Below are 22,416 nucleotides of genomic sequence, written 5' to 3'. Positions count from 1 at the left end.
GGTTATCTAGACATGTAAACCATCTGTTTTTTGTCTTGTATTTCGAAACTTTTGCGAAATTCTGTTATAATTAATAGTGTTACATACATAATGGTAGTGCAGGAGGCGCAGTCTTATGATTAATCAAGAACGTTTAGTAAATGAATTTATGGAATTAGTACAAGTAGATTCTGAAACGAAATTTGAAGCAGAAATCTGCAAAGTATTAACGAAGAAATTTACAGATTTAGGTGTAGAAGTATTTGAAGATGACACAATGGCTGTAACTGGTCATGGTGCAGGTAACTTAATTTGTACTTTACCAGCAACAAAAGATGGTGTTGATACAATTTACTTTACTTCTCATATGGATACAGTAGTTCCTGGTAATGGAATTAAGCCTTCTATTAAAGATGGATATATCGTATCAGATGGTACAACAATTTTAGGTGCGGATGATAAAGCTGGATTAGCATCAATGTTCGAAGCAATCCGTGTTTTAAAAGAGAAAAATATCCCTCATGGTAAAATTGAATTTATTATTACAGTCGGAGAAGAATCAGGTCTTGTTGGTGCAAAAGCATTAGACCGTGAGCGTATTACAGCGAAATATGGCTACGCATTAGATAGCGATGGAAAAGTTGGTGAAATCGTTGTTGCAGCTCCAACACAAGCGAAAGTGAACGCAATTATTCGCGGGAAAACAGCTCACGCTGGTGTAGCGCCGGAGAAAGGTGTATCTGCAATTACTATCGCAGCGAAAGCAATTGCGAAGATGCCACTTGGTCGCATTGACTCTGAAACGACTGCAAATATTGGACGTTTTGAAGGTGGTACACAAACGAATATCGTTTGCGATCATGTACAAATCTTTGCAGAAGCTCGTTCTTTAATCAATGAGAAAATGGAAGCACAAGTTGCGAAAATGAAAGAAGCATTTGAAACAACTGCAAAAGAAATGGGCGGGCATGCAGACGTTGAAGTAAACGTTATGTACCCAGGATTTAAATTTGCTGATGGTGATCATGTTGTAGAAGTTGCAAAACGTGCAGCTGAAAAAATTGGTCGTACACCTTCTCTTCACCAAAGTGGTGGCGGAAGTGATGCAAACGTAATTGCAGGACATGGTATCCCAACAGTTAACTTAGCAGTTGGTTATGAAGAAATTCATACAACAAACGAGAAGATTCCTGTTGAAGAATTAGCAAAAACAGCAGAATTAGTTGTTGCAATTATTGAAGAAGTAGCGAAGTAATGGAATAGAAAAAGCGTGTAAATCAATTGTGATTTACACGCTTTTTATTTTGATTCGATTGCTTTGACAAGACGTATAAGCCAATATAAGAAAACCTATGGAAGTATATACGTTGTTGCTACATGTACTAGACGAAGGAATAATCCTAACGTATTCATATTGAAAATCGGAAGTAGTAAATAATTAATTGCAATGATTAATATAACTACAAGGAATGTATAATTGAGTTTATCCCGCTATTTGCCGGACAGTAAGCCCCCCCACCTCAAAATTCAGCGAAAGTAAAGAATTTAGGTGAGGGCTGATTAAAGTTTCACTTTATTAGTTGATCTCATCATAATCAGACCCTTTCACATATATATCCTCTTTATATCGATTATAAAAAAGAACAAGTAATTATTATAACTATTGTGCAAAATTTGATATAATGAAAGAACGAACGTTCTGATTAGGGAGTGAGTACTATGCGAGAAATGTATCCGAAAAATGGTCGTGTTATTTTACATGTAGATATGAATTGCTTTTTCGCATCTGTTGAAATTGCTCATGATCCATCATTACAAGGAAAGCCATTAGCGGTTGCTGGAAATGAAAAAGAGAGAAAAGGAATTATTATAACATGTAGTTATGAGGCGAGAGAATACGGAATACGTACGACGATGCCCCTTTGGGAAGCGAAAAGGTTATGCCCGCAATTAGTTGTAAGGCGTCCTAATTTCACATTATATCGCGAAGCTTCATTTCAAATGTTTCAAGTCCTTTCCCGTTTTACAGAAAAGATACAACCAGTCTCAATAGATGAAGGATATTTAGATATTACAGATTGCTACGCACTTGGTTCGCCTCTTGAAATAGCAAAGATGATTCAACAAGCACTATTAACAGAGTTGCAGCTTCCGTGTAGTATCGGAATTGCTCCAAATCTTTTCCTAGCAAAAACAGCTTCTGATATGAAAAAACCTCTCGGTATTACCGTACTTCGAAAACGTGATATTCCAGAAATGATTTGGCCACTTCCAGTTGAAGCAATGCATGGGATTGGAGAAAAAACAGCTGAAAAATTAAATGAAATTCATATACATACAATTGAACAGTTAGCGAAGGGAGACGAGCATATCATTCGCGCTAAAATTGGGAAGCACGGTATTGATTTACAAAAGCGTGCAAAAGGTACGGATGATAGGGAAGTGGATCCGAGTCAAATGGGCCAACATAAAAGTGTCGGTAACTCGATGACTTTTTCAAAGGATATGGATGAAGAGAAAGAATTGCTTGATATGTTAGAACGTTTATCAAAATCAGTGAGTAAAAGATTACAAAAGCGAACCCTTGTCAGCTATAATATTCAAATTATGATTAAATACCATGATAGGCGAACAGTAACACGGAGTAAGCAATTGAAAAATGCAATTTGGGAAGAACGCGATATTTTTCAAGCAGCATCCCGTTTATGGAAGCAACATTGGGATGGTGATTCCGTTCGTTTACTAGGTGTTACAGCTACTGAAATAGAGTGGAAGACAGAATCGGTGAAACAATTAGATTTGTTTTCATTTGAAGAGGATGCGAAAAAAGAGCCACTACTTGCTGTCATTGATCAAATTAATGATAAGTATGGAACACCGATTTTACAACGAGGTAGTCAACTACTACGTAAGCAAGAGAAGTCGTTTCAACAAAAGTTAGAAAATAAGTTTATGTAGAAGGTGTCATGAAGTAGTAAAATCATGACACCTTTCCTATTTAACTCGCTTCTAAATTTAAAGAAGTCTTCCATCCAGCTCCAGTAACGCCAGACTCTAATAGCATTCTACTTACTATTTTTTCAATTAAGATAGCCGCATTTGTCTTGCAATGTAATGTAGCCTGTATACAAACTTTTTGATTAGAATCTACATCTTCACTATACAATTCTTTTAAACGGAGCCCTTCTGTACTTACCATATGCATAAGTAAAAAACGAATATGTGCTTCATGTTCTTCTGAACAAGTAAGGGAAAGTAAGTAGTTCGTTTGTTCTGGTGATTCTTCTTTTGATTTTTTATTCATAAAAAGAGCAATTGGGCGAAGAAGTATATTTGCTAGTAACACGCCGGCTGCACCTAATATAGCTGCAACGAGGAAACCGGCGCCTGTAAGAGTACCGACAGCAGCTGCACACCATAAAGTAGCTGCCGTATTTAGCCCTCTAATACTAAAACCATCGCGGATAATAACGCCACCCCCTAAAAAGCCAATGCCACTAACGACTTGAGCAGCAATGCGGGATGGGCTAGCATCATGATCAAGCATGACGGATAATAAAACAAATATACAGGCACCAAGTGATACGAGAGCATTTGTCCGTAACCCAGCCATTCGGTGTCTCCATTGTCTTTCCATTCCAATGCAAGCTCCTACAATAATTGCGATAACTAATCTGAATACAATGTCGTACCATACCATCATGGTCACCTCCATATATAAATATGTGTTATGTTTTTTAGAATGAGCGGGGAATACCCACTCATTCTTATTTTTACAACCAGCTATGAAACTTTTTAATATAAAGCTTTTTTAGGAACTGTGTTAAAAAAGCGTAGCCTAATAGTATTCCTACTAACCAAGGGAAGTAGTTAAGTGGCAATGCTTGCAAACCAACGGCTGCACCAAGTGGTGAGAATGGAATATAAATCCCGATTGCCATAATAAGAGCGGTTAATAAAACGACTGGTGTTGATGCAGTGCTTTGAATAAATGGAATCTTTTGTGTTCTTATCATGTGAACAATTAAAGTTTGTGTTAACAATCCAACGACAAACCAACCGGACTGGAATAATGATTGCTCGCTCGGTGTATTTGCACCAAATACATTCCACATGACTACGTATGTGATAATATCAAATACGGAACTAATTGGGCCGATACAAATAATGAAGCTTCGTAAGTTTGCAGTATCCCATTTTCGTGGTTTTTCTAGAAACTCTTTATCCATTTTGTCCCATGGAATAGAAAGTTGTGAAATATCATAAAGTAAGTTTTGAATTAAAAGATGAATGGCAAGCATCGGTAAAAAAGGAATGAAAGCACTTGCTACTAACACGCTAAACACATTACCGAAGTTAGAGCTAGCTGTCATCTTAATATATTTTAAAATATTTCCGAATGTAGTACGTCCTTCTAAAATACCTGCTTCTAATATAGTTAAACTTTTTTCGAGTAGAATAATATCGGAAGCTTCTTTCGCAATATCAGTAGCAGTATTAACAGATATTCCGACATCAGCTTCACGTAATGCTACAGCATCGTTAATGCCGTCTCCCATGTAACCTACAGTGTGTCCATTTCCTTGTAATGCGTGTATAATACGAGATTTTTGCATTGGATTAAGCTTCGCAAATACAGTCGTTTCTTCAGCAAGTTTTGCTAATGCTTTATCTGGTAAAGAATCAATCTCGTAACCGAGGATTGGTTCGCCGATATCTAATCCAACTTCTTTACAAACCTTTCTTGTAACAATTTCGTTATCGCCAGTTAAAATTTTCACTTGTACACCATGTTTTTGTAATGCTTGAATTGCAGCTGCTGCAGATGGTTTCGGTGGATCTAAAAAGCCGATATATCCACTGAGAATCATATCAGTTTCGTCTTTTACTGCGTACTCTGTATCATTTATTCTTCTATCTTTTTTATAAGCCACAGCAATAACCCGCATACCTTCACTATTTAGTGTCTCACTTAGTTTTTTCACATTTGAACGTATTTCCTCGGTGAGTGGAACGATTTTTTCATCCACTTCAGTGTAGTTACAAATTGATAAAATTTCTTCTACGGCACCTTTACAAACCATTGTATGTTCACCTGAAATATCCTTTACGATAACTGACATACGCCGGCGGGCGAAATCGAATGGAATTTCATCTAGCTTTTGAAAAGCTGATGGATTAAATTTATTGTTTTCCTCTGTATGCTTAATAACAGCTTTATCTATTAAATTTTTCAATCCAGTTTGATAGAAACTATTTAAATAGGCAAATTGCAAGACGCGATTGCATTCATTTCCCTTGGGATCTAAGTGACGAACAAGGACCACTTTATCTTCTGTTAAAGTTCCGGTTTTATCTGTACAAAGAATGTTCATAGCACCTAAGTTTTGAATAGAATTTAGCTGTTTTACAATTACTTTTTGTTTAGACATGTTAACGGCACCTTTAGCTAAATTAGCAGTTACAATCATTGGTAACATTTCAGGTGTAAGGCCAACAGCAACGGCAATAGCGAAGAAGAAAGCTTCTTGCCAATCTCCTTTTGTGAATCCATTAATGAGAAGGACAATAGGTGCCATAATAAGCATGAATGTAATTAAGAGCCAGCTTACTTTGTTTACACCTTTATCAAAGCTTGTTTCTACACGCTTTCCAATTACCTTATTTGCTAAAGAGCCGAAATACGTATCGGTACTTGTTGAGATGACAACAGCTTTTGCGCTGCCACTTACAATATTTGTTCCCATGAAACAAAGGTTTTCCATATCGAGTGGATTGTAATTTTTTTTCATGTTTTTCGGTAAGATATGCTTATTTTCTGTATGGTAGCAGTGTTCGTATTTTTCTACAGGAAGTGCTTCCCCTGTCAAAGAAGATTGATTAACAAATAAATCTTTAGCGGATACAACACGCACATCAGCTGGAACGATATCACCAGCTGAAAGGGAAATGATATCGCCAGGTACAAGTTCCTCAATTGGAATTTCTGTTGTGTAATTTCGGTTTAAATTCTTTACATTTTTTGTTTCATGTACAAATCCATTTATTCTAAATACGCTCGCAGTTGTTCGAACCATAGCTTTTAACTTATCGGCAGCTTTTTGAGAACGAAATTCTTGGGAAAACCGAATCGTTGCACTAAGTAGGACCATTACAGATACGACAATCGTTCCTTGCATATCATCTGTGAAAAAGGAGAGTGCTCCAAGAGCTAATAAAACGAAAATAAATGGATTTTTAAATGCCAATAGAAATTGAATGTACCACGGCGCCATTTTATTATGAGCTATTTCATTCGGACCATATAAAGAAAGTCTACGAGACGCTTCTTGTTTAGATAATCCACCTTGTGTTGTTTCTAAAAGTTTTAACGCAGAGCTTACATCTTGTGTTGCAACCTCCACTAATAATTCGTTATTTGTTTTCATGCTATCTTGCTCATAAGCATGCTTTGTTTCTTGTCTTTGTAAATTAAACATCGGTAGTTCCTCCTCTGTCATGAAGGAGGAAACAATCTGTTACCTAACTATTTGAAATGGTGAGGAACAGTTTCTTTCCTACCTACATGATGAAATATGAATGTAAAACGTATGGGTATCTGGGCCGAATCATCAATTGCCAACTGTTCCTCACCTCCGTACAATTTAGTAGTTTCTGAATATGCTATGTTTGTTTCATAGTAAGGTGCATATAGACGTAAAAAGACCTTTACTCAAAACGAGTAAAGGTCTGAATTCGCAGTTAAAAGAGTCCACAACAAAGACTGTTAGTAGACATAAATAAAAACAGTTTTTGTGTATGACAAAATACATGCACCTCTCCCTCGTTGAGTTTTAGCACTGTATAGCATAGGTACTGAAACCAGCTACGTTAAAAAAGGCCTTCATTCCGACCTTTCCTGTTGACCCATTGGCGTCTCTCGACATTTTTGGGCAGCAGCGTTTCTCTATACAGGAGCCTCACCTAACAGAGACCATATTCAATTACATGTTGAATGTTAGCACTGTAAAATCGTAGTGTCAATATCTTTTTTATCTGTGTTTTTAAAATATTAAACAGATTTATAATAGATATGTGGGATGAAATGCATGATATTGATTATGAATAATATGGAAAAAATATTTTTATAAAAGGGGAATTTGTAATGGGACCACAAAATTTTATTATAAATATTGAGAATCAAAAATGGTTGTTTAATGAGCATGAAGATTTATGTTCTCATGGAGAAATATATTTAAATGTGGCTGGAACGATTATTACGCAGACAGGTATGGATGAGGAATGGGGAATAAGTGAATCAGCTTTAGCTTTGTTACGAACTTTAGATAAAGAATATATTTGTGATATTGAAAATGAAGCGGGGCTTATTTTGCACGGATGTGGCACTATGCTCATGTTAGGATGCCCAATTTCAATTCATTGGACTATAAACCATATAGGTGAAAACGTGATTTTAAAGGACTTTGTCAAAGTTATTTCTACTAATCAAAAGGCTATCTACTATGAAGGACTTCATATAGAATTGAATGAAAATGAATATAGAAAACAAATTGCTTCTTTTGCACTACAAGCAAAAGAATTATTTAATAAATCAAGTGAAAAGATAATTTCAAATGAGTTTGAGCGAAGTATGTATACCGACTTTTGGACGGAATATGATCATTTGTTAAATAAGTATAAATAAAAAAGCACTGTAACCAGTGCTTTTTTATTATAGATTACGAGATTGTAGGGTTTTCAAAAATAACAATCTCTGAACTGTTTGTAGTTGAAACACGTTGGGCGTAATATGTTAAAGCTGAAGAAATATATGCTGGTAACGTATCATTTGTATGTGATGTTGTATATTCATGGATTAATTCCTTTAAAGTTGTCCATTCTAATTGTGCTGGGTGATCAGACACGAAAGAACTTACCCAGCGATCAAATGAAGATGAAAAATCAGTTTGTAAACGAAATACTTCTTTCATAATAAAACGCTCCCTTAAAATGTAGTATAATCATTTTACCATAAAACACGAACGATGGCTAAATTTTTTAAGTATAACGTTCGTGTTATATAGTTGTCTAGATGATTGGTTATGTAAATTCAATTTGCCATTTGAAATAACATTCCGTAAGATGAGAGATAGAGTATATTTAGAGCTGGAGGAAAGAAAGTGGAATTTGTATTTTTAGGAACTGGTGCAGGTGTTCCTTCAAAAGGAAGGAACGTTTCAGCAATTGCTTTACAATTGTTAGAAGAACGAGGACAAACTTGGTTATTTGATTGTGGCGAGGCCACGCAACATCAAATATTACATACATCTGTACGTCCGCGCCGCATTGAAAAAATATTTATTACGCATTTACATGGCGATCATATTTTTGGATTGCCTGGTTTATTAGGTAGCCGTTCATTTCAAGGAGGAACTACGCCTTTAACGGTGTATGGACCGAAAGGAATTAAACAATTTATTGAAGTGGCATTATCGGTAAGTACGACACATGTGAAATATCCACTTGAAGTTGTGGAGATAACAGAAGAAGGTACCGTATTTGAAGATAATGAATTTTATGTAGAAACGAAAAGATTGTCACACGGTATAGAATGTTTTGGGTATCGTATTGTAGAGAAAGATATACAAGGTGCTCTTTTAGTTGATAAGTTGCTTGAGATGGGTGTGAAACCAGGTCCAATCTTTAAACGTTTAAAAGATGGTGAAGCAGTTGAATTAGAGGATGGCACGATATTAAATGGAAATGAGTTTATCGGCCCACCTCAAAAAGGAAGAATTATTACTATCTTAGGTGATACGCGATATTGCGAAGCGAGTAGGGAGCTTGCGCAAGATGCAGATGTACTTGTCCATGAAGCGACTTTTGCAGCAGAAGATGAGCAACAAGCGTATGATTATTTTCATTCTACATCTAAGCAAGCTGCGAGCATTGCACTTCAGGCAAATGCGAAGCGACTAATATTAACTCACATTAGTTCTCGCTATCAAGGAGATACATATAAGGAATTATTGAAAGAGGCTAGAGAGTTGTTTTCTAATACAGAAATAGCGACGGATTTGAAATCATTCCCAGTAGAAAAATGATAATTTTATAAAAAATGGTAACGGCGGGTTACCATTTTTTTATGTCTAAAAAAATTTAAAAATAAAACTGTTATTATTTTATACTTATACTTGGATGATACAGAAAATTAGGATGGTTTGAATATATAGGATAAAAATACGAAATAATGATTATTTAGAAAAACTGTTATATAAGTCAGATGACATACAAGTGATACAAATAGCAGAAATGGACTTTTATTCAGAACTTTTAAAATTCAACAAAAGTAAGCGTTTTATAAAAAACAAGCTATAATGAGGGCAGATTATAATTTATGATAAGTCACATGTATTTTAGTCATTATCGTAACAAGTGAAGTTGACTAAATCATGAGAGAGTAACACGAGAATTATAATAGGAAAGATATTACTATTATTTGTCATAAGTCTTTTTCACTTTTTAGCTAAACGATATGATTAGCGAGTGTATCTATTGCAAGTTCCTTAGTTGAAGCTTTTTATTAATAAGGTGGTGGAGATTTAATTGGTATACCACTCTTTAAAAGAGTTCAGAACATCAGCAGGTAGTCTAGGTGGAATAGCGGGTGCAAATTTAGTTGCATTAGCAATGGTTATATCACTTGTTTATGCTATGCTTGCAATGGCTTCTGTGTTAAACTTTGGATTGCTACCAGACTTTATTGTGGATTATCTTGTATCATTTTTAAATGAAAATAATGCTAAGATTCTTATGTATTATGATAACTGGTATTATTTCAGGTTATATTGGATTACTTTTATTCAAAAACTATCCAATTCGTATAGCAGAACAAATTCGTGGTACAACTGGAAAAGCGACAGATGTAGCAGCTTAATAGAATAGTAGAATAAATTTTTTTCATAGAGGTTTAGGGGGAGTTATGATGAAGTATCGCTCAGTATTTGATATTATCGGTCCAGTTATGATTGGACCATCAAGTTCACATACAGCAGGCGCGGCAAGAATGGGGCAAGTTGCTCGCCAGCTGTTTCGTCATGAACCAGAAAGAGTAAGCATTTCGTTATATGGATCATTTGCAAAGACGTATCGAGGGCATGGTACGGATGTAGCACTAATCGGTGGAATATTAGGATTTGAAACAGATGACTTACGTATTCCAGAGGCGCTAGAAATAGCAAAAGAGCGCGAAATTGAAGTGGAATTCATTAAAGAAGATGCCAATGCACCTCATCCAAATACAGCGAGAATTCGTTTGTATAAAGGTGAAGATGAAATTGAAGTTGTTGCTTGCTCAATTGGTGGCGGTAAAATTGAAGTTGTAGAATTAAACGGATTCGATCTTCAATTATCAGGCACGAGCCCAGCACTACTTATTGTAAATAACGATCGCTTTGGTGCTATTGCAGCGGTAGCTTCAATCCTTGCGAAACATGAGATTAACATTAGTACGATGAGTGTATCTCGTAAAGAAAAAGGAAGAAGAGCGCTTATGGTCATCGAAACAGATGAATTATTAGCAGATGAAGTAATTGAAGAAATAAAAGCGCAACAAAATATTTGTCAAGTAACTATTATGGAATAATTGCAGGGGGGACACACCATGTTTCGGAACGCAGCGGAACTAGTGGCGCAAGCTAAAGAACAAAATGTAAAAATCGCAGAAATTATGATTCAATGTGAAATGGAAACAAGAAGTATTTCACGTGAAGAAGTAATTGCTGGTATGGAAAAGAACTTAGTAGTGATGGAGCAAGCAGTAGAACGTGGTATTCGCGGCGTGAAATCACCAACTGGTTTAACTGGTGGAGATGCTGTAAAAGTTCAAGCGTATATGAAGAGTGGAAAAGGCTTATCTGGAGATACGATTTTGGATGCGGTAAGCAAAGCTGTTGCAACAAATGAAGTAAACGCAGCGATGGGAATTATTTGTGCAACACCAACAGCAGGGTCTGCTGGAACAGTGCCAGGTGTACTATTTGCACTAAGAGAAAAATTGCAGCCTACACGTGAAGAAATGATTGAATTCTTATTTACAGCAGGAGCTTTCGGTATGGTTGTTGCGAATAACGCTTGTATTTCTGGTGCGGCAGGAGGATGCCAAGCTGAAGTTGGTTCAGCAAGTGGAATGGCGGCTGCAGCTGCAGTTGAGATGGCTGGTGGAACACAAGATCAAGCAGCTACAGCGATGGCAATTTCATTAAAGAACATGCTTGGTTTAGTGTGTGATCCTGTTGCAGGACTTGTAGAAGTACCTTGTGTAAAACGTAATGCAGCAGGAGCTGCAAATGCGATGATCTCAGCAGATTTAGCATTAGCTGGTGTAACGAGTACAATTCCATGTGATGAAGTAATTGAGGCAATGTTTAGAATCGGACAAACGATGCCAGTAGCACTTCGTGAAACAGCAGAAGGTGGACTTGCAGCAACGCCGACTGGTCGTCGCCTGCAAGAAGAGATTTTTGGGAAGAACAATAACTAAGTGTAATTATAGAAAAAGGAGCTCAAATAAACTTGAGCTCCTTTTTCTATTTTTCTTTTGTTAGTTGTTCTAATGTTTTTCCAAGATTATGTGATCGTTTCGTTGCCTGTGTAATACAAGAAACAAGTGCTTGTTGAAATTTATGTTCTTGTAATACTTCAATACCTGCCTCAGTAGTTCCACCAGGAGAAGTAATTTCCTTTCGCAAAATAGAAGGGTGTTTGTCACTTGCTTTTAACATTTCAGCAGCACCAATCATCGTTTGAAGAATAAGTGATTTTGCAACATCTTCTTTTAAACCAATTTTTGTTGCAGCTTCTTCCATAGCTTCCACTACGTAATAAATATAAGCAGGTCCACTTCCGGATAATGCAGTGACAGCATGCATATCTTCTTCCTCTACAACAGAGACGAGACCAATCGTTTCAAATAAAGATGTTGCAGTGTGAATATGTTCCGCTGTTGCATGTTTTGAAGGGGAGATAGCGGTAGCTGATTTTAAAATGGCTGCGGATGTATTTGGCATTGCACGAATAATTGGAACGTCTTTTTGAAGTAGTTTTCTAATTGAGTGAGTAGAAACACCTGCTAGTAATGAAATAATAAGCACGTTATTATTTATGTATTCTTTAAAAGGGGTAAGCGCCTCTGCAACATCCTTTGGTTTCATTGCTAGAAAAAGAATATTTGCATCAGTAAGTAATTCTTTTTTATTATGAGTACCTTTGACACCGTATTTTTTATGTAGCTCTTGTAATCTTGTCTCGTTAGAACGATTACTTACAGTAATTTGTTCACCTTTAACGACATTTGCATGTAACAAGCCACCAATAATAGCTTCGGCAATAGAGCCTGCACCGAGAAAGGAAATGTTTTGAATAGACATGATGTTCCTCCTTTAATTTTGGTTAGAAATTCTTATAAATGTACATACATTCGTTTTTTTATAGGAAACACCTCTTTTTATCTGAAAATAATGACAAATATATATAGAAGTTGTAAACTGAAGAAGTATTCATTTTTGAACCGGAAAGAGACAGGGGGGCTAAGCATGACGGCGATTCACCGAATGGAGATTCCTGTACCATTTGCAGTGGAAACTGTGAATGTGTTTTTAGTTGAGGGGGAGACATTAACATTAATTGATACAGGGACGAATACAGAAGAGGCAAGGAATGCGTTAGAAAGTCAATTAGGTACATTAGGACATACGATAGAAGATATTGAAACAGTAGTCATTACGCATCATCATGCAGATCATTGTGGACTTTTAAATATATTTTCTGAGAAGACGAATATTATTGGACATCCTTGGAATGAGCCTTGGATCACACAAAATCCAGAATTTTTAAAGCGGTATCATGAATTTTTTAGAGAGACGGCCTTACAGTTTGGTGTGCCAGCAGCATTTTTGAAAGACGAGTCGTTATTGACGACGAGGACACTTAAATATTCTTGTAATAGATCGTTAACGCATACTGTGAGAGAAGGAGATCGTATTGATTCTTTGCCTGGATTTATAGTACTTGAAACACCAGGTCATGCTTCTACTCATATTTCTTTATATAGAGAATCTGATGGAATATTAATTGGTGGAGATGCTCTCATCAGTCATATTTCTTCGAATCCAATACTAGAACCACCATATGAAGGGCAAACAGAACGGGCACGCCCATTACTACAATATAATCAAACATTACAGCGTTTAAGCGAAATGAATATTTCACGCATTTTATCAGGGCATGGGGAAGATGTTCTAAATGTGAAACAACTTATTGAAACGAGATTACAAAAGCAAGAAACACGTGCTTTTAAAGTGCTTGAGTTATTAAAGGAAAAACCAATGACAGCATTTGAAGTATGTGTAAAACTATTTCCGGTATTATATAAAGAACAATTACCACTTACTATTTCAGAAACGGTTGGACAATTGGACTATTTAGCATATAATCAACAAGTGATGATTGATGAATCATCGCAACAATTGATTTATTATGCAAAGTAGGTGACAGCAATGACAGGACGTTTACAAAATAAAGTAATCGTCATTACAGGTGCTTCTAGTGGGATTGGTGAGCAAGTTGCAATGCAAGTTGCAGCACGGGGAGCGACTCCCGTATTAATGGCTCGAACAGAAGAGAAACTACAAGCGTTAGTAGACAAAATTAAAGAAACTTATAATACGCCTTGCTATTATTATGTATTAGATGTAAGTGAAGAGATGGAAGTACAGTCTGTTTTTTCAAAGGTATTACAAGAAGTGGGACGTATTGATATATTAGTAAACAATGCGGGATTTGGTATTTTTAAAACGTTTGAAGATGCGTCAATGGATGAAGTGAAAGATATGTTCCAAGTAAATGTATTTGGATTAGTAGCATGTACGAAAGCGGTACTACCTTATATGGTAAACAAGAACGAAGGACATATTATTAATATTGCTTCCCTTGCCGGAAAAATTGCAACTCCGAAATCAAGTGCGTATGCAGCAACGAAACATGCTGTATTAGGATTTACGAATAGTTTACGCATGGAATTAGCGAATACAGATATTTATGTTACAGCAATTAATCCAGGTCCGATAGATACAAACTTTTTTGAAATAGCGGATCAATCTGGTACCTATGTAAAGAATATGGGACGTTACATGTTAAAACCAACATACGTAGCAGAACAAATCGTAAAGTCGATGCACACGAAAAAACGTGAAGTAAACTTACCGAAGTGGATGGGAATTGGCCCGAAACTTTATGCTTTATTTCCAGGTTTATTTGAACGTGTAGCAGGTAAATCATTAAGTAAAAAATAGGAGATTTCCACATGGAAATCTCCTATTTTTTATTGTTTTCCAGTCACATAATCATAAACAATATCCTCAATCTCCTCGTATAAATCAATTTCAATATTTGAATGAGTCACCGTTTGAATATGTTTCACTAGCATTTCCTGATCTTCTTTTGATATTGGACTGCATTGATATTGCTGAAAACTTTTTATAATCATTTTCTCAATTAATTTTTCGTTCATATTTTTTCCCGCCTGTATGTACGTATGTATTGTTTTATTGTACTTGAAGTGAAATAAAAAAACTACCGTGCACTATTTTTGTATAAAAATCCGGTTGTGTATATTGTTTTTCTAGTAAAATTAAGTTTTTTAAGTTTGTGAAATTTATAAATATTTAATTGACTCTATAAATATACAATATTATAATCATACTTAATTTAAAGAATCGATTTGAGGAGGAACTTATGAAAGTCGCAATTATTGGAGCCACTGGATATGGGGGCATTGAGTTAATTCGTTTATTAGAACAACATCCATATTTTTCTATAGCATCTCTTCATTCTTTTTCACAAGTTGGTGAGTGTATAACAAATGTATATCCGCATCTTCGAAATGTCCTCGTTCATACGTTACAAGAAATTGATGTGGAGACAATAGGGAAAGAAGCAGAAATCGTATTTCTAGCAACACCAGCAGGAGTATCGGCGGAGTTAACTCCCAAGTTATTAGCAGAAGGTTTAAAAGTAATTGACCTATCTGGAGACTTTCGTATGATAGATCCTTCGTCATATGAACTGTGGTATAAAAGGCCAGCAGCGAAAGAAGAAATTCTTAGAAAAGCAGTGTATGGGTTAAGTGAATGGAAAAGGACTGAGATTCAAAAGGCAAATTTAATTGCAAACCCAGGATGTTTTGCTACAGCCACATTGCTAGCGATAGCACCGTTAGTACGTAGTAGCAGGATTGAAGAAGATTCGATTATTATTGACGCGAAATCAGGGGTATCAGGAGCAGGTAAAACACCAACAACAATGACTCATTTTCCTGAGCTATACGATAACTTACACATCTATAAAGTAAACCAGCATCAGCACGTTCCAGAGATTGAGCAAATGCTTACAGAATGGAATAGTGAATTACAGCCAATTACATTTAGCACACATTTAATACCGATATCACGAGGAATCATGATTACACTTTATGCAAAAGTAAAACAAAAGATGGAAATAAAGCAACTTCAAAAATTGTATGAAGAAACGTATGAACAATCGCCTTTCATCCGAATTTGTACGCAAGGGAAATTTCCAAGTCCAAAAGAAGTGAGAGGCTCAAATTATTGTGATATTGGCATAGCTTACGATGAAAGAACAGAAAGAGTTACGGTCGTTTCTGTTATAGACAATATGATGAAAGGCGCGGCTGGGCAAGCGATTCAAAATGCAAACATAATAGCGGGACTAGAAGAGACAACAGGTTTACAACATATGCCGCTTTATCTATAAGGGGGACATGATGATTAAAGTAGCGTCTATTACAAAATTAGAAAATGGTTCAATTGTAACGCCGAAAGGCTTTTCGGCAATTGGTACTGCAAATGGTCTGAAAAAGGAGAAAAAGGATTTAGGGGCAATCGTTTGTGACGTACCAGCATCATGTGCCGCTGTGTATACAACGAATCAAATACAAGCAGCCCCTTTGCAAGTAACGAAGGATAGTATAACGGCAGAAGGGAAGTTACAAGCAATTATCGTTAATAGTGGAAATGCAAATGCTTGTACTGGAATGAAAGGATTACAAGACGCATACGAGATGCGCACATTAGGGGCGGAACATTTTGGATTGAAAGAAAATTACGTTGCAGTAGCTTCAACAGGTGTAATTGGTGTTCCGCTGCCGATGGATATAATCCGAAAGGGAGTTGCAACTCTTATACCGACGAAGGAAGAAAGTGAAGCATATTCTTTTTCTGAAGCAATTTTAACGACGGATCTCATAACGAAAGAAACTTGCTATGAAATGATTATTGATGGGAAGAAAGTGACGATTGCGGGTGTTGCAAAAGGTTCAGGGATGATTCATCCGAATATGGCAACGATGCTTAGTTTTATTACGACAGATGCTCATATAGAGCATGACGTATTGCAAACGGCATTATCCCAAATTACGAATCATACATTTAATCAAATTACGGTAGATGGAGATACTTCTACGAATGATATGGTCATCGTTATGGCAAGTGGATTATCAGAAACAAGGCCGATAAATATGGAACATACAGATTGGGAAACTTTCGTATGTGCTTTACAGAAGGTATGTGAAGATTTAGCAAAAAAAATTGCGCAAGATGGTGAAGGCGCTACGAAGTTAATAGAAGTAAATGTGCTAGGAGCTCAAACGAATGAAGAGGCAAAAAAAATTGCAAAGCAAATAGTCGGTTCGAGTCTTGTGAAAACAGCAATACATGGTGAAGACCCAAACTGGGGACGAATTATTAGCAGTATTGGACAAAGTGAAGTAGCTATTAGTCCGAATACAATTGACATTACTCTTCAATCTATATTGGTATTAAAAAATAGTGAGCCTCAAACATTTTCTGAAGAAGAAATGAAAGAGAGATTACAAGAAGATGAAATAGTCATTAATGTGTACTTACACTTAGGAGAAGAGACAGGATCAGCTTGGGGCTGTGACTTAAGCTATGAATATGTGAAAATAAACGCTTGTTATCGTACATAAGGAGAGAGAAGATGAGCGAATATATTGTAGTGAAATGCGGCGGTAGTATGTTGAATCAATTAAAAGCTGTGTTTTTTGAATGTATAAAGAAATTGCAACAGAAGTATAAAGTAGTGATTGTTCATGGTGGTGGGCCAGAAATTGATGCCAAATTAAAAGATTGTAACATCAACGTAGAAAAAAGAGATGGATTACGCGTAACACCAAAAGAAGTTATGGATGTTGTTCAAATGGTGCTATGCGGAAGTACGAATAAAAAACTCGTAATGAATTTACAAAAGCATAATTTACTTGCGGTAGGTTGTTCAGGATGTGACGGCAATTTACTTCAAGTTCAACCTGTCAGTGAAGAGATAGGATATGTGGGGGAAGTAAGTTATGTAGAAACAGCCTTATTAAAAGGATTAATGAATATGGAGTATATTCCTGTTATTGCTCCAATCGGGGTAAATGGTAATGAAGTTTATAACATAAATGCGGACAATGCTGCAGCTGGGATAGCGGCTGCGTTAGGGGCAAAAGAGCTTATTTTTATTACGGATGTAGATGGAATATTACATGAAGGGAATTTGGTAAAGGAAACGGATGAATCTGAAATTGCTACTTTTATAGAAACAGGTGTTATTACAGGTGGGATGATTCCGAAAGTACAGGCGGCACTAGCATCATTAAAAATGGGAGTGCAAAAGATAAGTATTGTGAATGGTACAAAAGATTTTACTGAGGTTACGGGAGAGTGTATTGGAACGACGGTAACGAAAGGTGTGAGTATTGCATGACGAGTCATCTTTTTCAAACGTATGGCAGAAGAACTATTGAGTTTGTAAAGGGAACTGGAACGAAAGTTATTGATAATAACGGTAAGGAATATTTAGATTTCACATCAGGAATTGGCGTATGTAATTTAGGACATTGTCACCCTACTGTTCTCAAAGGTGTACAAGAGCAACTTGATGATATATGGCATATATCTAACCTGTTTACAAACAGCTTGCAAGAAGAAGTTGCGTCATTATTAACAGAAAATAGAGAATTAGATTATGTGTTTTTCTGTAATAGTGGGGCAGAGGCAAATGAAGCGGCTTTAAAGTTAGCACGTAAGCATACTGGAAAATCTCTCGTCGTAACATGCCAGCAGTCTTTTCACGGTAGAACATTTGGAACGATGAGTGCAACGGGCCAAGATAAGGTAAAAGAAGGATTTGGTCCATTACTTCCATCTTTTTTACATATCCCTTTTAACGATATTAAAGCATTAGAGGAAGTAATGAATGAAGAAGTTGCGGCGGTAATGGTAGAAGTTGTTCAAGGAGAGGGAGGAGTAATACCTGCTGATCTATCTTTTTTGAAAGAGATTGAAACATTATGTAATAAGTTCGGTTCCTTATTTATTATAGACGAAGTACAAACGGGGATAGGAAGAACTGGAACACTATTCGCTTATGAACAAGTGGGAATAGAGCCTGATATCGTTACCGTTGCAAAGGCGCTTGGGAATGGGATTCCTGTCGGAGCAATGATTGGCCGGAAAGAGCTCGGAGCGTCGTTTACTGCAGGATCACACGGTTCAACTTTTGGCGGGAATTACATCGCGATGGCTGCAGCGAAAGAAGTATTGCAAGTAAGTGAAAAACCATCGTTTTTAAAAGAAGTACAAGAAAAAGGCGAGTACGTATTAGAGAAGTTGCAAGAGGAATTACAGCATGTCGAATGTATTCAAAATATACGTGGTAAGGGGCTTATGATTGGGATTGAGTGTAAGCATGAAGTTGCAAGTTTTATAGAACAACTAGAAAACGAAGGACTTCTCGTATTACAAGCAGGTCCTAATGTGATAAGACTATTACCGCCACTCATTGTCACGAATGAAGAGTTAGAACAGGCAGTATATATAATAAAAAAAGTAGTTTGTACAAAAAACGTATCAATCATATAAGGGGGAAGTTTCATGTCAACTGTACAAGTACCGAAATTAAATACGAAAGATCTTTTAACACTAGAAGAATTAACGAAAGAAGAAATTATTTCTTTAATTGAGTTCGCTATATATTTAAAAAAGAATAAGCAAGAGCCTTTATTACAAGGCAAAATATTAGGGCTTATTTTTGATAAGCATTCAACTCGTACTCGTGTATCTTTTGAAGCAGGAATGGTACAGCTCGGGGGACATGGTATGTTTTTAAGTGGGAAAGAGATGCAAATGGGAAGAGGAGAAAGCGTTTCAGATACTGCGAAAGTATTATCGCAGTATATTGACGGGATCATGATACGTACATTCTCACACGCGGATGTAGAAGAGCTTGCAAAAGAATCGAGTATTCCTGTTATTAACGGTTTAACGGATGATCATCATCCTTGTCAAGCATTGGCAGACCTTATGACGATATACGAAGAAACAAATAGATTTAAAGGAATAAAATTGGCTTACGTAGGTGACGGAAATAATGTATGTCATTCATTGTTGCTAGCGAGTGCAAAAGTCGGAATGCATATGACTGTGGCAACGCCTGTAGGGTATGAACCGAATGAAGAGATTGTAAAAAAAGCGTTAGCAATTGCCAAGGAAACAGGAGCTGAAATTGAAGTTTTGCATGATCCTGAATTAGCGGTGAATGAAGCAGATTTCATTTATACTGACGTTTGGATGAGCATGGGGCAAGAGGGCGAAGAAGAGAAGTATACTTTATTTCAACCTTACCAAATCAATAACGAACTTGTTAAGCATGCGAAGCAAACATATCGTTTCTTACACTGTTTACCTGCCCATCGTGAAGAAGAAGTAACAGGAGAAATTATAGATGGACCGCAGTCTATCGTCTTTGAGCAAGCTGGTAATCGATTGCATGCTCAAAAAGCGTTATTAGTGAGTTTATTTAAAAATGTAGAAGAGCCTTCCTAAAAGGGAGGTTTTTTTATATTAAAATGTCGGATGTATATTTGGTTAACCATTTCGATATCATTTATAATAAAAGAGAAAACTAAATTTGTTTTTCAGAGTGTGTAAGGACATACTACATATAAAAATATAGTTAAAGAGATGATGAGGGTGAAAACAACTAAGAAAACATATTCGTTTTTCCAGCGGATGTGGAGAATATTAAAGTTTCAATATTATAAGTTGCTTCGATCGCCAGAAGGCGCAAAGAAAGTATCGTTAGGGTTTGCTATAGGATTCGGCTTAGAAATGTTAGTCATTTATACGGCATCGCTCGTATATGTAATATTTTATCCAATCGTCAGGTTAGCAAAGGGATCTTTTCCTGCGGCAGTTATTGGCAATATTATTGGGAAAATATCGTTTCTCCCAGTATTTTTATTTCCGCTTGCGTATGCGCTAGGAAAAATGATTTATCCATTTCATGTACAGAAAATTCATCATGAACCATTTACGATATCGGACTTGTTTTCAAGTCACATTTTTACGATATTAAAGAGCTTATTACAAAGTGAAGTGTATGTATTAATTGGAATGACGATTTTAGGAGTTGTGTTTGGTCTCATTTCATATTTCGTTGTGCATTATTTATACGAAAAGAACCGTAAGTTACGTTTGAAGAAAAGGAAGAAACGAGTGAGAGAACCACTTGTACAATTATAAACAATGTCACATTCATTTTCTCCTTTGAATATGTTTAAGAAAAAGGAGGAGAGGATAATGTATTATTATTACGTACCTCAAGTATATCCATATGTAAATTATTATCCGGTTTATGATACGAGTAGACAATACGAATTATATCGGCAACAACAATTACAGCAATTATCACAAATACCACAATTACCAACACAACAGCCTACACAGGAAAAAAAACCATATTTAACAACATGGCCATATTCCAATGTATACTATGGTAATTATTACGAATCATAAAGCTGCTTCTATTTAGAAGCAGCTTTATACGTTTGTTTTCAAAATTAAATTTTGAATGGTTTGAAGAGAATGAATGAGCTTTTCGCGCTCTTCCTCAGATAATGTTTGGAAATTTTCTTTTAGTTTGTCTAAAATGAATTGCTGATACTGATTTACTAATAATTTCCCTTCAGCTGTTAGGGAAATTAAAATGACCCGTCGATCTTTTTCGCTATAATGACGCTCTATTAGTTCTTCTTGAATAAGTTTGTTTAATAGAGGTGTCATGTTAGGCCGTGAAATCGCTAGCCGCTTGCCGATTTCGGAAACTGCTAATGTGCCGTTTTCATGCAAAAGCAGTAATACTTGTGTATGTGATGGCGGCATATGTCTTTGAGAAGAAAATTCTCCAGGAAGCATAAATTTGCGATAAAAAAGAGGCACTAGCGAAAGAAGATGATCAACAATACGTTCCCACTCGCGTGATTCCATATAAAGGCCCCCTTCCACTATCATTGTAACAAAAAAGACATGTTATAAAAATAGAATTGTTTCATGGTCGCTTTAATATTTGTAGGATAACACTTGCTTTGTAAATGTATTGGCAATAATTGCATAGCCGTTATCATTTGGGTGTACTTGGTCAAATAATAACTCTTTTTTATCATTCGATATTAATTTGCGAATTGGTAAAACGATAGATGGTTGATTTGCTTTGGAAATGGAATAAACAGATTCATTCCAGCCATCTAAAAACATATCTGCATAACTTGCGATGGAGTCATCGAGTTGTAACGGGTTATAGAGTTCTGAGAGAATGAGTAAAGCGTCCGGATTTTGATCTCGAACTGTCTTTACAATACTTTTTATATCCGCTTCAAAATGGGCTTTTTCTTTATTTAACATTTTTATACCATCTATAACACCAACATCACGATTTAAACGAAATAAATTATTTCCTCCAATATTAATTGTAATTATATTTGCTGCTCTAATTTTTTCCTTTACATCTTCTGATTGAACTTTTTTAGCGAGACGATCTGTTGTAAGACCGTTTACCCCAAGGTTTTCTACTGTAATTGGTTTATGAATTTGTGCTTCTATTTGCTTAGAAGCTAATTCAGCAAATCCACCTTGTGTCGATCCATATCCTTTAGCGAGTGAATCACCTAATACAAGATGATAAAAAGATTCGTTTGTTTGCTTATCAATCCAATTTGGGGCAGATGTTTTTTCTGTTTTTTCTTCAGATTCATTTTGTTTTGTCTCGTCGTTCTTTTCAAAATAAGAATAAGAAATGATCAGAAGGAGGAGACAAACAATTGTTAAGATGACTTTTTTCATAAATTCATCCTCCTTGTAATTGGTAATTGTATCATATTCAGCAGTATTAGCAATGTAAGGGCATATTATATGTTTATGAAAAGTTTATAATAACTTTACAGAAAATTTGTTGAAGTTTGTCAAAAAATATTGACGATAGGAAAGAACTTTATATATGATAATGTCAGATAAGGTGAAACTTTAATGAGTGGGAGCTTTA

23 protein-coding genes and 1 riboswitch are annotated in these 22,416 nt (G+C 36.0%); of the genes, 16 read left to right on the top strand and 7 right to left on the bottom strand.

The annotated features are described in order from the left end of the window. Positions 1–115 precede the first annotated feature (115 nt). Together DN407_RS20515 and DN407_RS20510 are read left to right on the top strand one after the other, a co-directional pair. Complete coding sequence (locus DN407_RS20515) at positions 116–1,234, top strand: tripeptidase T (protein ID WP_000609803.1); 1,119 nt, start codon at positions 116–118, stop codon at positions 1,232–1,234. A 464-nt stretch (positions 1,235–1,698) separates the two neighbouring features. Then, positions 1,699–2,937, top strand: a complete 1,239-nt coding sequence (locus tag DN407_RS20510; protein WP_001208856.1) for a DNA polymerase IV — start codon at positions 1,699–1,701, stop codon at positions 2,935–2,937. A 40-nt stretch (positions 2,938–2,977) separates the two neighbouring features. Here the strand turns inward: DN407_RS20510 and DN407_RS20505 are convergent, their stop codons facing one another. Continuing rightward, positions 2,978–3,679 (bottom strand): MgtC/SapB family protein, encoded by a 702-nt coding sequence (locus DN407_RS20505; RefSeq protein ID WP_000262341.1) that lies wholly within the window; start codon positions 3,677–3,679, stop codon positions 2,978–2,980. A 73-nt stretch (positions 3,680–3,752) separates the two neighbouring features. Further along, complete coding sequence (gene mgtA, locus DN407_RS20500; protein ID WP_141529039.1) at positions 3,753–6,458, bottom strand: magnesium-translocating P-type ATPase; 2,706 nt, start codon at positions 6,456–6,458, stop codon at positions 3,753–3,755. Between the two features lie 331 nt (positions 6,459–6,789). Beyond that, a riboswitch (M-box (ykoK) riboswitch) is annotated at positions 6,790–6,957 on the bottom strand. A 166-nt stretch (positions 6,958–7,123) separates the two neighbouring features. Here mgtA and DN407_RS20495 point away from each other — a divergent pair. Beyond that, a complete protein-coding gene (locus DN407_RS20495; protein WP_000529164.1) occupies positions 7,124–7,663 on the top strand; it encodes a hypothetical protein in 540 nt (179 codons plus the stop codon). Between the two features lie 34 nt (positions 7,664–7,697). Here DN407_RS20495 and DN407_RS20490 read toward each other — a convergent pair whose 3' ends face one another. After that, positions 7,698–7,949: a DUF3932 family protein gene (locus tag DN407_RS20490; RefSeq protein ID WP_000665709.1), complete on the bottom strand. Its 252-nt coding sequence runs from the start codon at positions 7,947–7,949 to the stop codon at positions 7,698–7,700. Positions 7,950–8,138: 189 nt separating this feature from the next. On the opposite strand from DN407_RS20490, the gene rnz reads away from it, so the two are divergent. The 4 genes from rnz (at position 8,139) to sdaAA (ending at position 11,500) form a co-directional block, all read left to right on the top strand. Further along, on the top strand, positions 8,139–9,062 hold the full coding sequence (gene rnz, locus DN407_RS20485) for a ribonuclease Z (RefSeq protein WP_000397453.1): 924 nt from the start codon (positions 8,139–8,141) through the stop codon (positions 9,060–9,062). A 556-nt stretch (positions 9,063–9,618) separates the two neighbouring features. Then, the gene (locus DN407_RS20480) at positions 9,619–9,903 is read left to right on the top strand and encodes a hypothetical protein (RefSeq protein ID WP_048567782.1); all 285 of its coding nucleotides are present in this window, start codon (positions 9,619–9,621) and stop codon (positions 9,901–9,903) included. A 40-nt stretch (positions 9,904–9,943) separates the two neighbouring features. Further along, a complete protein-coding gene (gene sdaAB, locus DN407_RS20475) occupies positions 9,944–10,603 on the top strand; it encodes an L-serine ammonia-lyase, iron-sulfur-dependent subunit beta (RefSeq protein WP_149216767.1) in 660 nt (219 codons plus the stop codon). An 18-nt stretch (positions 10,604–10,621) separates the two neighbouring features. Then, a complete protein-coding gene (gene sdaAA, locus DN407_RS20470) occupies positions 10,622–11,500 on the top strand; it encodes an L-serine ammonia-lyase, iron-sulfur-dependent, subunit alpha (RefSeq protein WP_000489461.1) in 879 nt (292 codons plus the stop codon). A 46-nt stretch (positions 11,501–11,546) separates the two neighbouring features. Here sdaAA and proI read toward each other — a convergent pair whose 3' ends face one another. Continuing rightward, positions 11,547–12,386 carry a pyrroline-5-carboxylate reductase ProI gene (gene proI, locus DN407_RS20465; protein ID WP_000027253.1) on the bottom strand — a complete coding sequence of 280 codons (840 nt, stop codon included), beginning with the start codon at positions 12,384–12,386 and terminating at the stop codon, positions 11,547–11,549. 165 nt (positions 12,387–12,551) lie between these two features. Between proI and DN407_RS20460 the strand changes: the two genes are divergently transcribed. Next, entirely contained in the window at positions 12,552–13,505 is a 954-nt protein-coding gene (locus DN407_RS20460) for an MBL fold metallo-hydrolase (RefSeq protein ID WP_000125134.1), read from the top strand. A gap of 9 nt (positions 13,506–13,514) precedes the next feature. Next, a complete protein-coding gene (locus DN407_RS20455; RefSeq protein ID WP_098294563.1) occupies positions 13,515–14,309 on the top strand; it encodes an SDR family NAD(P)-dependent oxidoreductase in 795 nt (264 codons plus the stop codon). A gap of 29 nt (positions 14,310–14,338) precedes the next feature. Here DN407_RS20455 and DN407_RS20450 read toward each other — a convergent pair whose 3' ends face one another. After that, positions 14,339–14,527 carry a YqzH family protein gene (locus DN407_RS20450; RefSeq protein ID WP_001003222.1) on the bottom strand — a complete coding sequence of 63 codons (189 nt, stop codon included), beginning with the start codon at positions 14,525–14,527 and terminating at the stop codon, positions 14,339–14,341. 224 nt (positions 14,528–14,751) lie between these two features. Between DN407_RS20450 and argC the strand changes: the two genes are divergently transcribed. The 7 genes from argC to DN407_RS20415 all read left to right on the top strand — a co-directional run bounded on the left by argC (position 14,752) and on the right by DN407_RS20415 (position 20,894). Continuing rightward, complete coding sequence (argC, locus tag DN407_RS20445; protein WP_000861251.1) at positions 14,752–15,789, top strand: N-acetyl-gamma-glutamyl-phosphate reductase; 1,038 nt, start codon at positions 14,752–14,754, stop codon at positions 15,787–15,789. A 10-nt stretch (positions 15,790–15,799) separates the two neighbouring features. After that, on the top strand, positions 15,800–17,023 hold the full coding sequence (gene argJ / locus DN407_RS20440; protein WP_000598389.1) for a bifunctional glutamate N-acetyltransferase/amino-acid acetyltransferase ArgJ: 1,224 nt from the start codon (positions 15,800–15,802) through the stop codon (positions 17,021–17,023). A gap of 11 nt (positions 17,024–17,034) precedes the next feature. After that, the gene (argB, locus tag DN407_RS20435; protein ID WP_000006080.1) at positions 17,035–17,802 is read left to right on the top strand and encodes an acetylglutamate kinase; all 768 of its coding nucleotides are present in this window, start codon (positions 17,035–17,037) and stop codon (positions 17,800–17,802) included. Continuing rightward, positions 17,799–18,959 carry an acetylornithine transaminase gene (locus DN407_RS20430; RefSeq protein ID WP_000200560.1) on the top strand — a complete coding sequence of 387 codons (1,161 nt, stop codon included), beginning with the start codon at positions 17,799–17,801 and terminating at the stop codon, positions 18,957–18,959. The genes argB and DN407_RS20430 overlap by 4 nt, the downstream gene beginning before the upstream one ends. Before the next feature lie 12 nt (positions 18,960–18,971). After that, positions 18,972–19,922, top strand: coding sequence for an ornithine carbamoyltransferase (argF, locus tag DN407_RS20425; protein WP_098283375.1), 951 nt, complete (start codon positions 18,972–18,974; stop codon positions 19,920–19,922). 138 nt (positions 19,923–20,060) lie between these two features. Further along, positions 20,061–20,621: a DUF2062 domain-containing protein gene (locus DN407_RS20420; protein WP_002005691.1), complete on the top strand. Its 561-nt coding sequence runs from the start codon at positions 20,061–20,063 to the stop codon at positions 20,619–20,621. A gap of 57 nt (positions 20,622–20,678) precedes the next feature. Then, positions 20,679–20,894, top strand: coding sequence for a hypothetical protein (locus DN407_RS20415; RefSeq protein ID WP_000291957.1), 216 nt, complete (start codon positions 20,679–20,681; stop codon positions 20,892–20,894). Positions 20,895–20,918: 24 nt separating this feature from the next. Here the strand turns inward: DN407_RS20415 and DN407_RS20410 are convergent, their stop codons facing one another. After that, positions 20,919–21,365: a MarR family winged helix-turn-helix transcriptional regulator gene (locus DN407_RS20410; protein ID WP_000445819.1), complete on the bottom strand. Its 447-nt coding sequence runs from the start codon at positions 21,363–21,365 to the stop codon at positions 20,919–20,921. Between the two features lie 72 nt (positions 21,366–21,437). Then, on the bottom strand, positions 21,438–22,217 hold the full coding sequence (locus DN407_RS20405; protein WP_000755850.1) for a GDSL-type esterase/lipase family protein: 780 nt from the start codon (positions 22,215–22,217) through the stop codon (positions 21,438–21,440). Positions 22,218–22,416: the final 199 nt, after the last annotated feature.

This window comes from Bacillus sp. JAS24-2, assembly GCF_008274905.1.
GTDB classification, from domain to species: Bacteria; Bacillota; Bacilli; order Bacillales; family Bacillaceae_G; genus Bacillus_A; species Bacillus_A cereus.
Note: the sequence above shows the minus strand (reverse complement) of the source record. Positions and strands in the feature narration are given on the sequence as shown.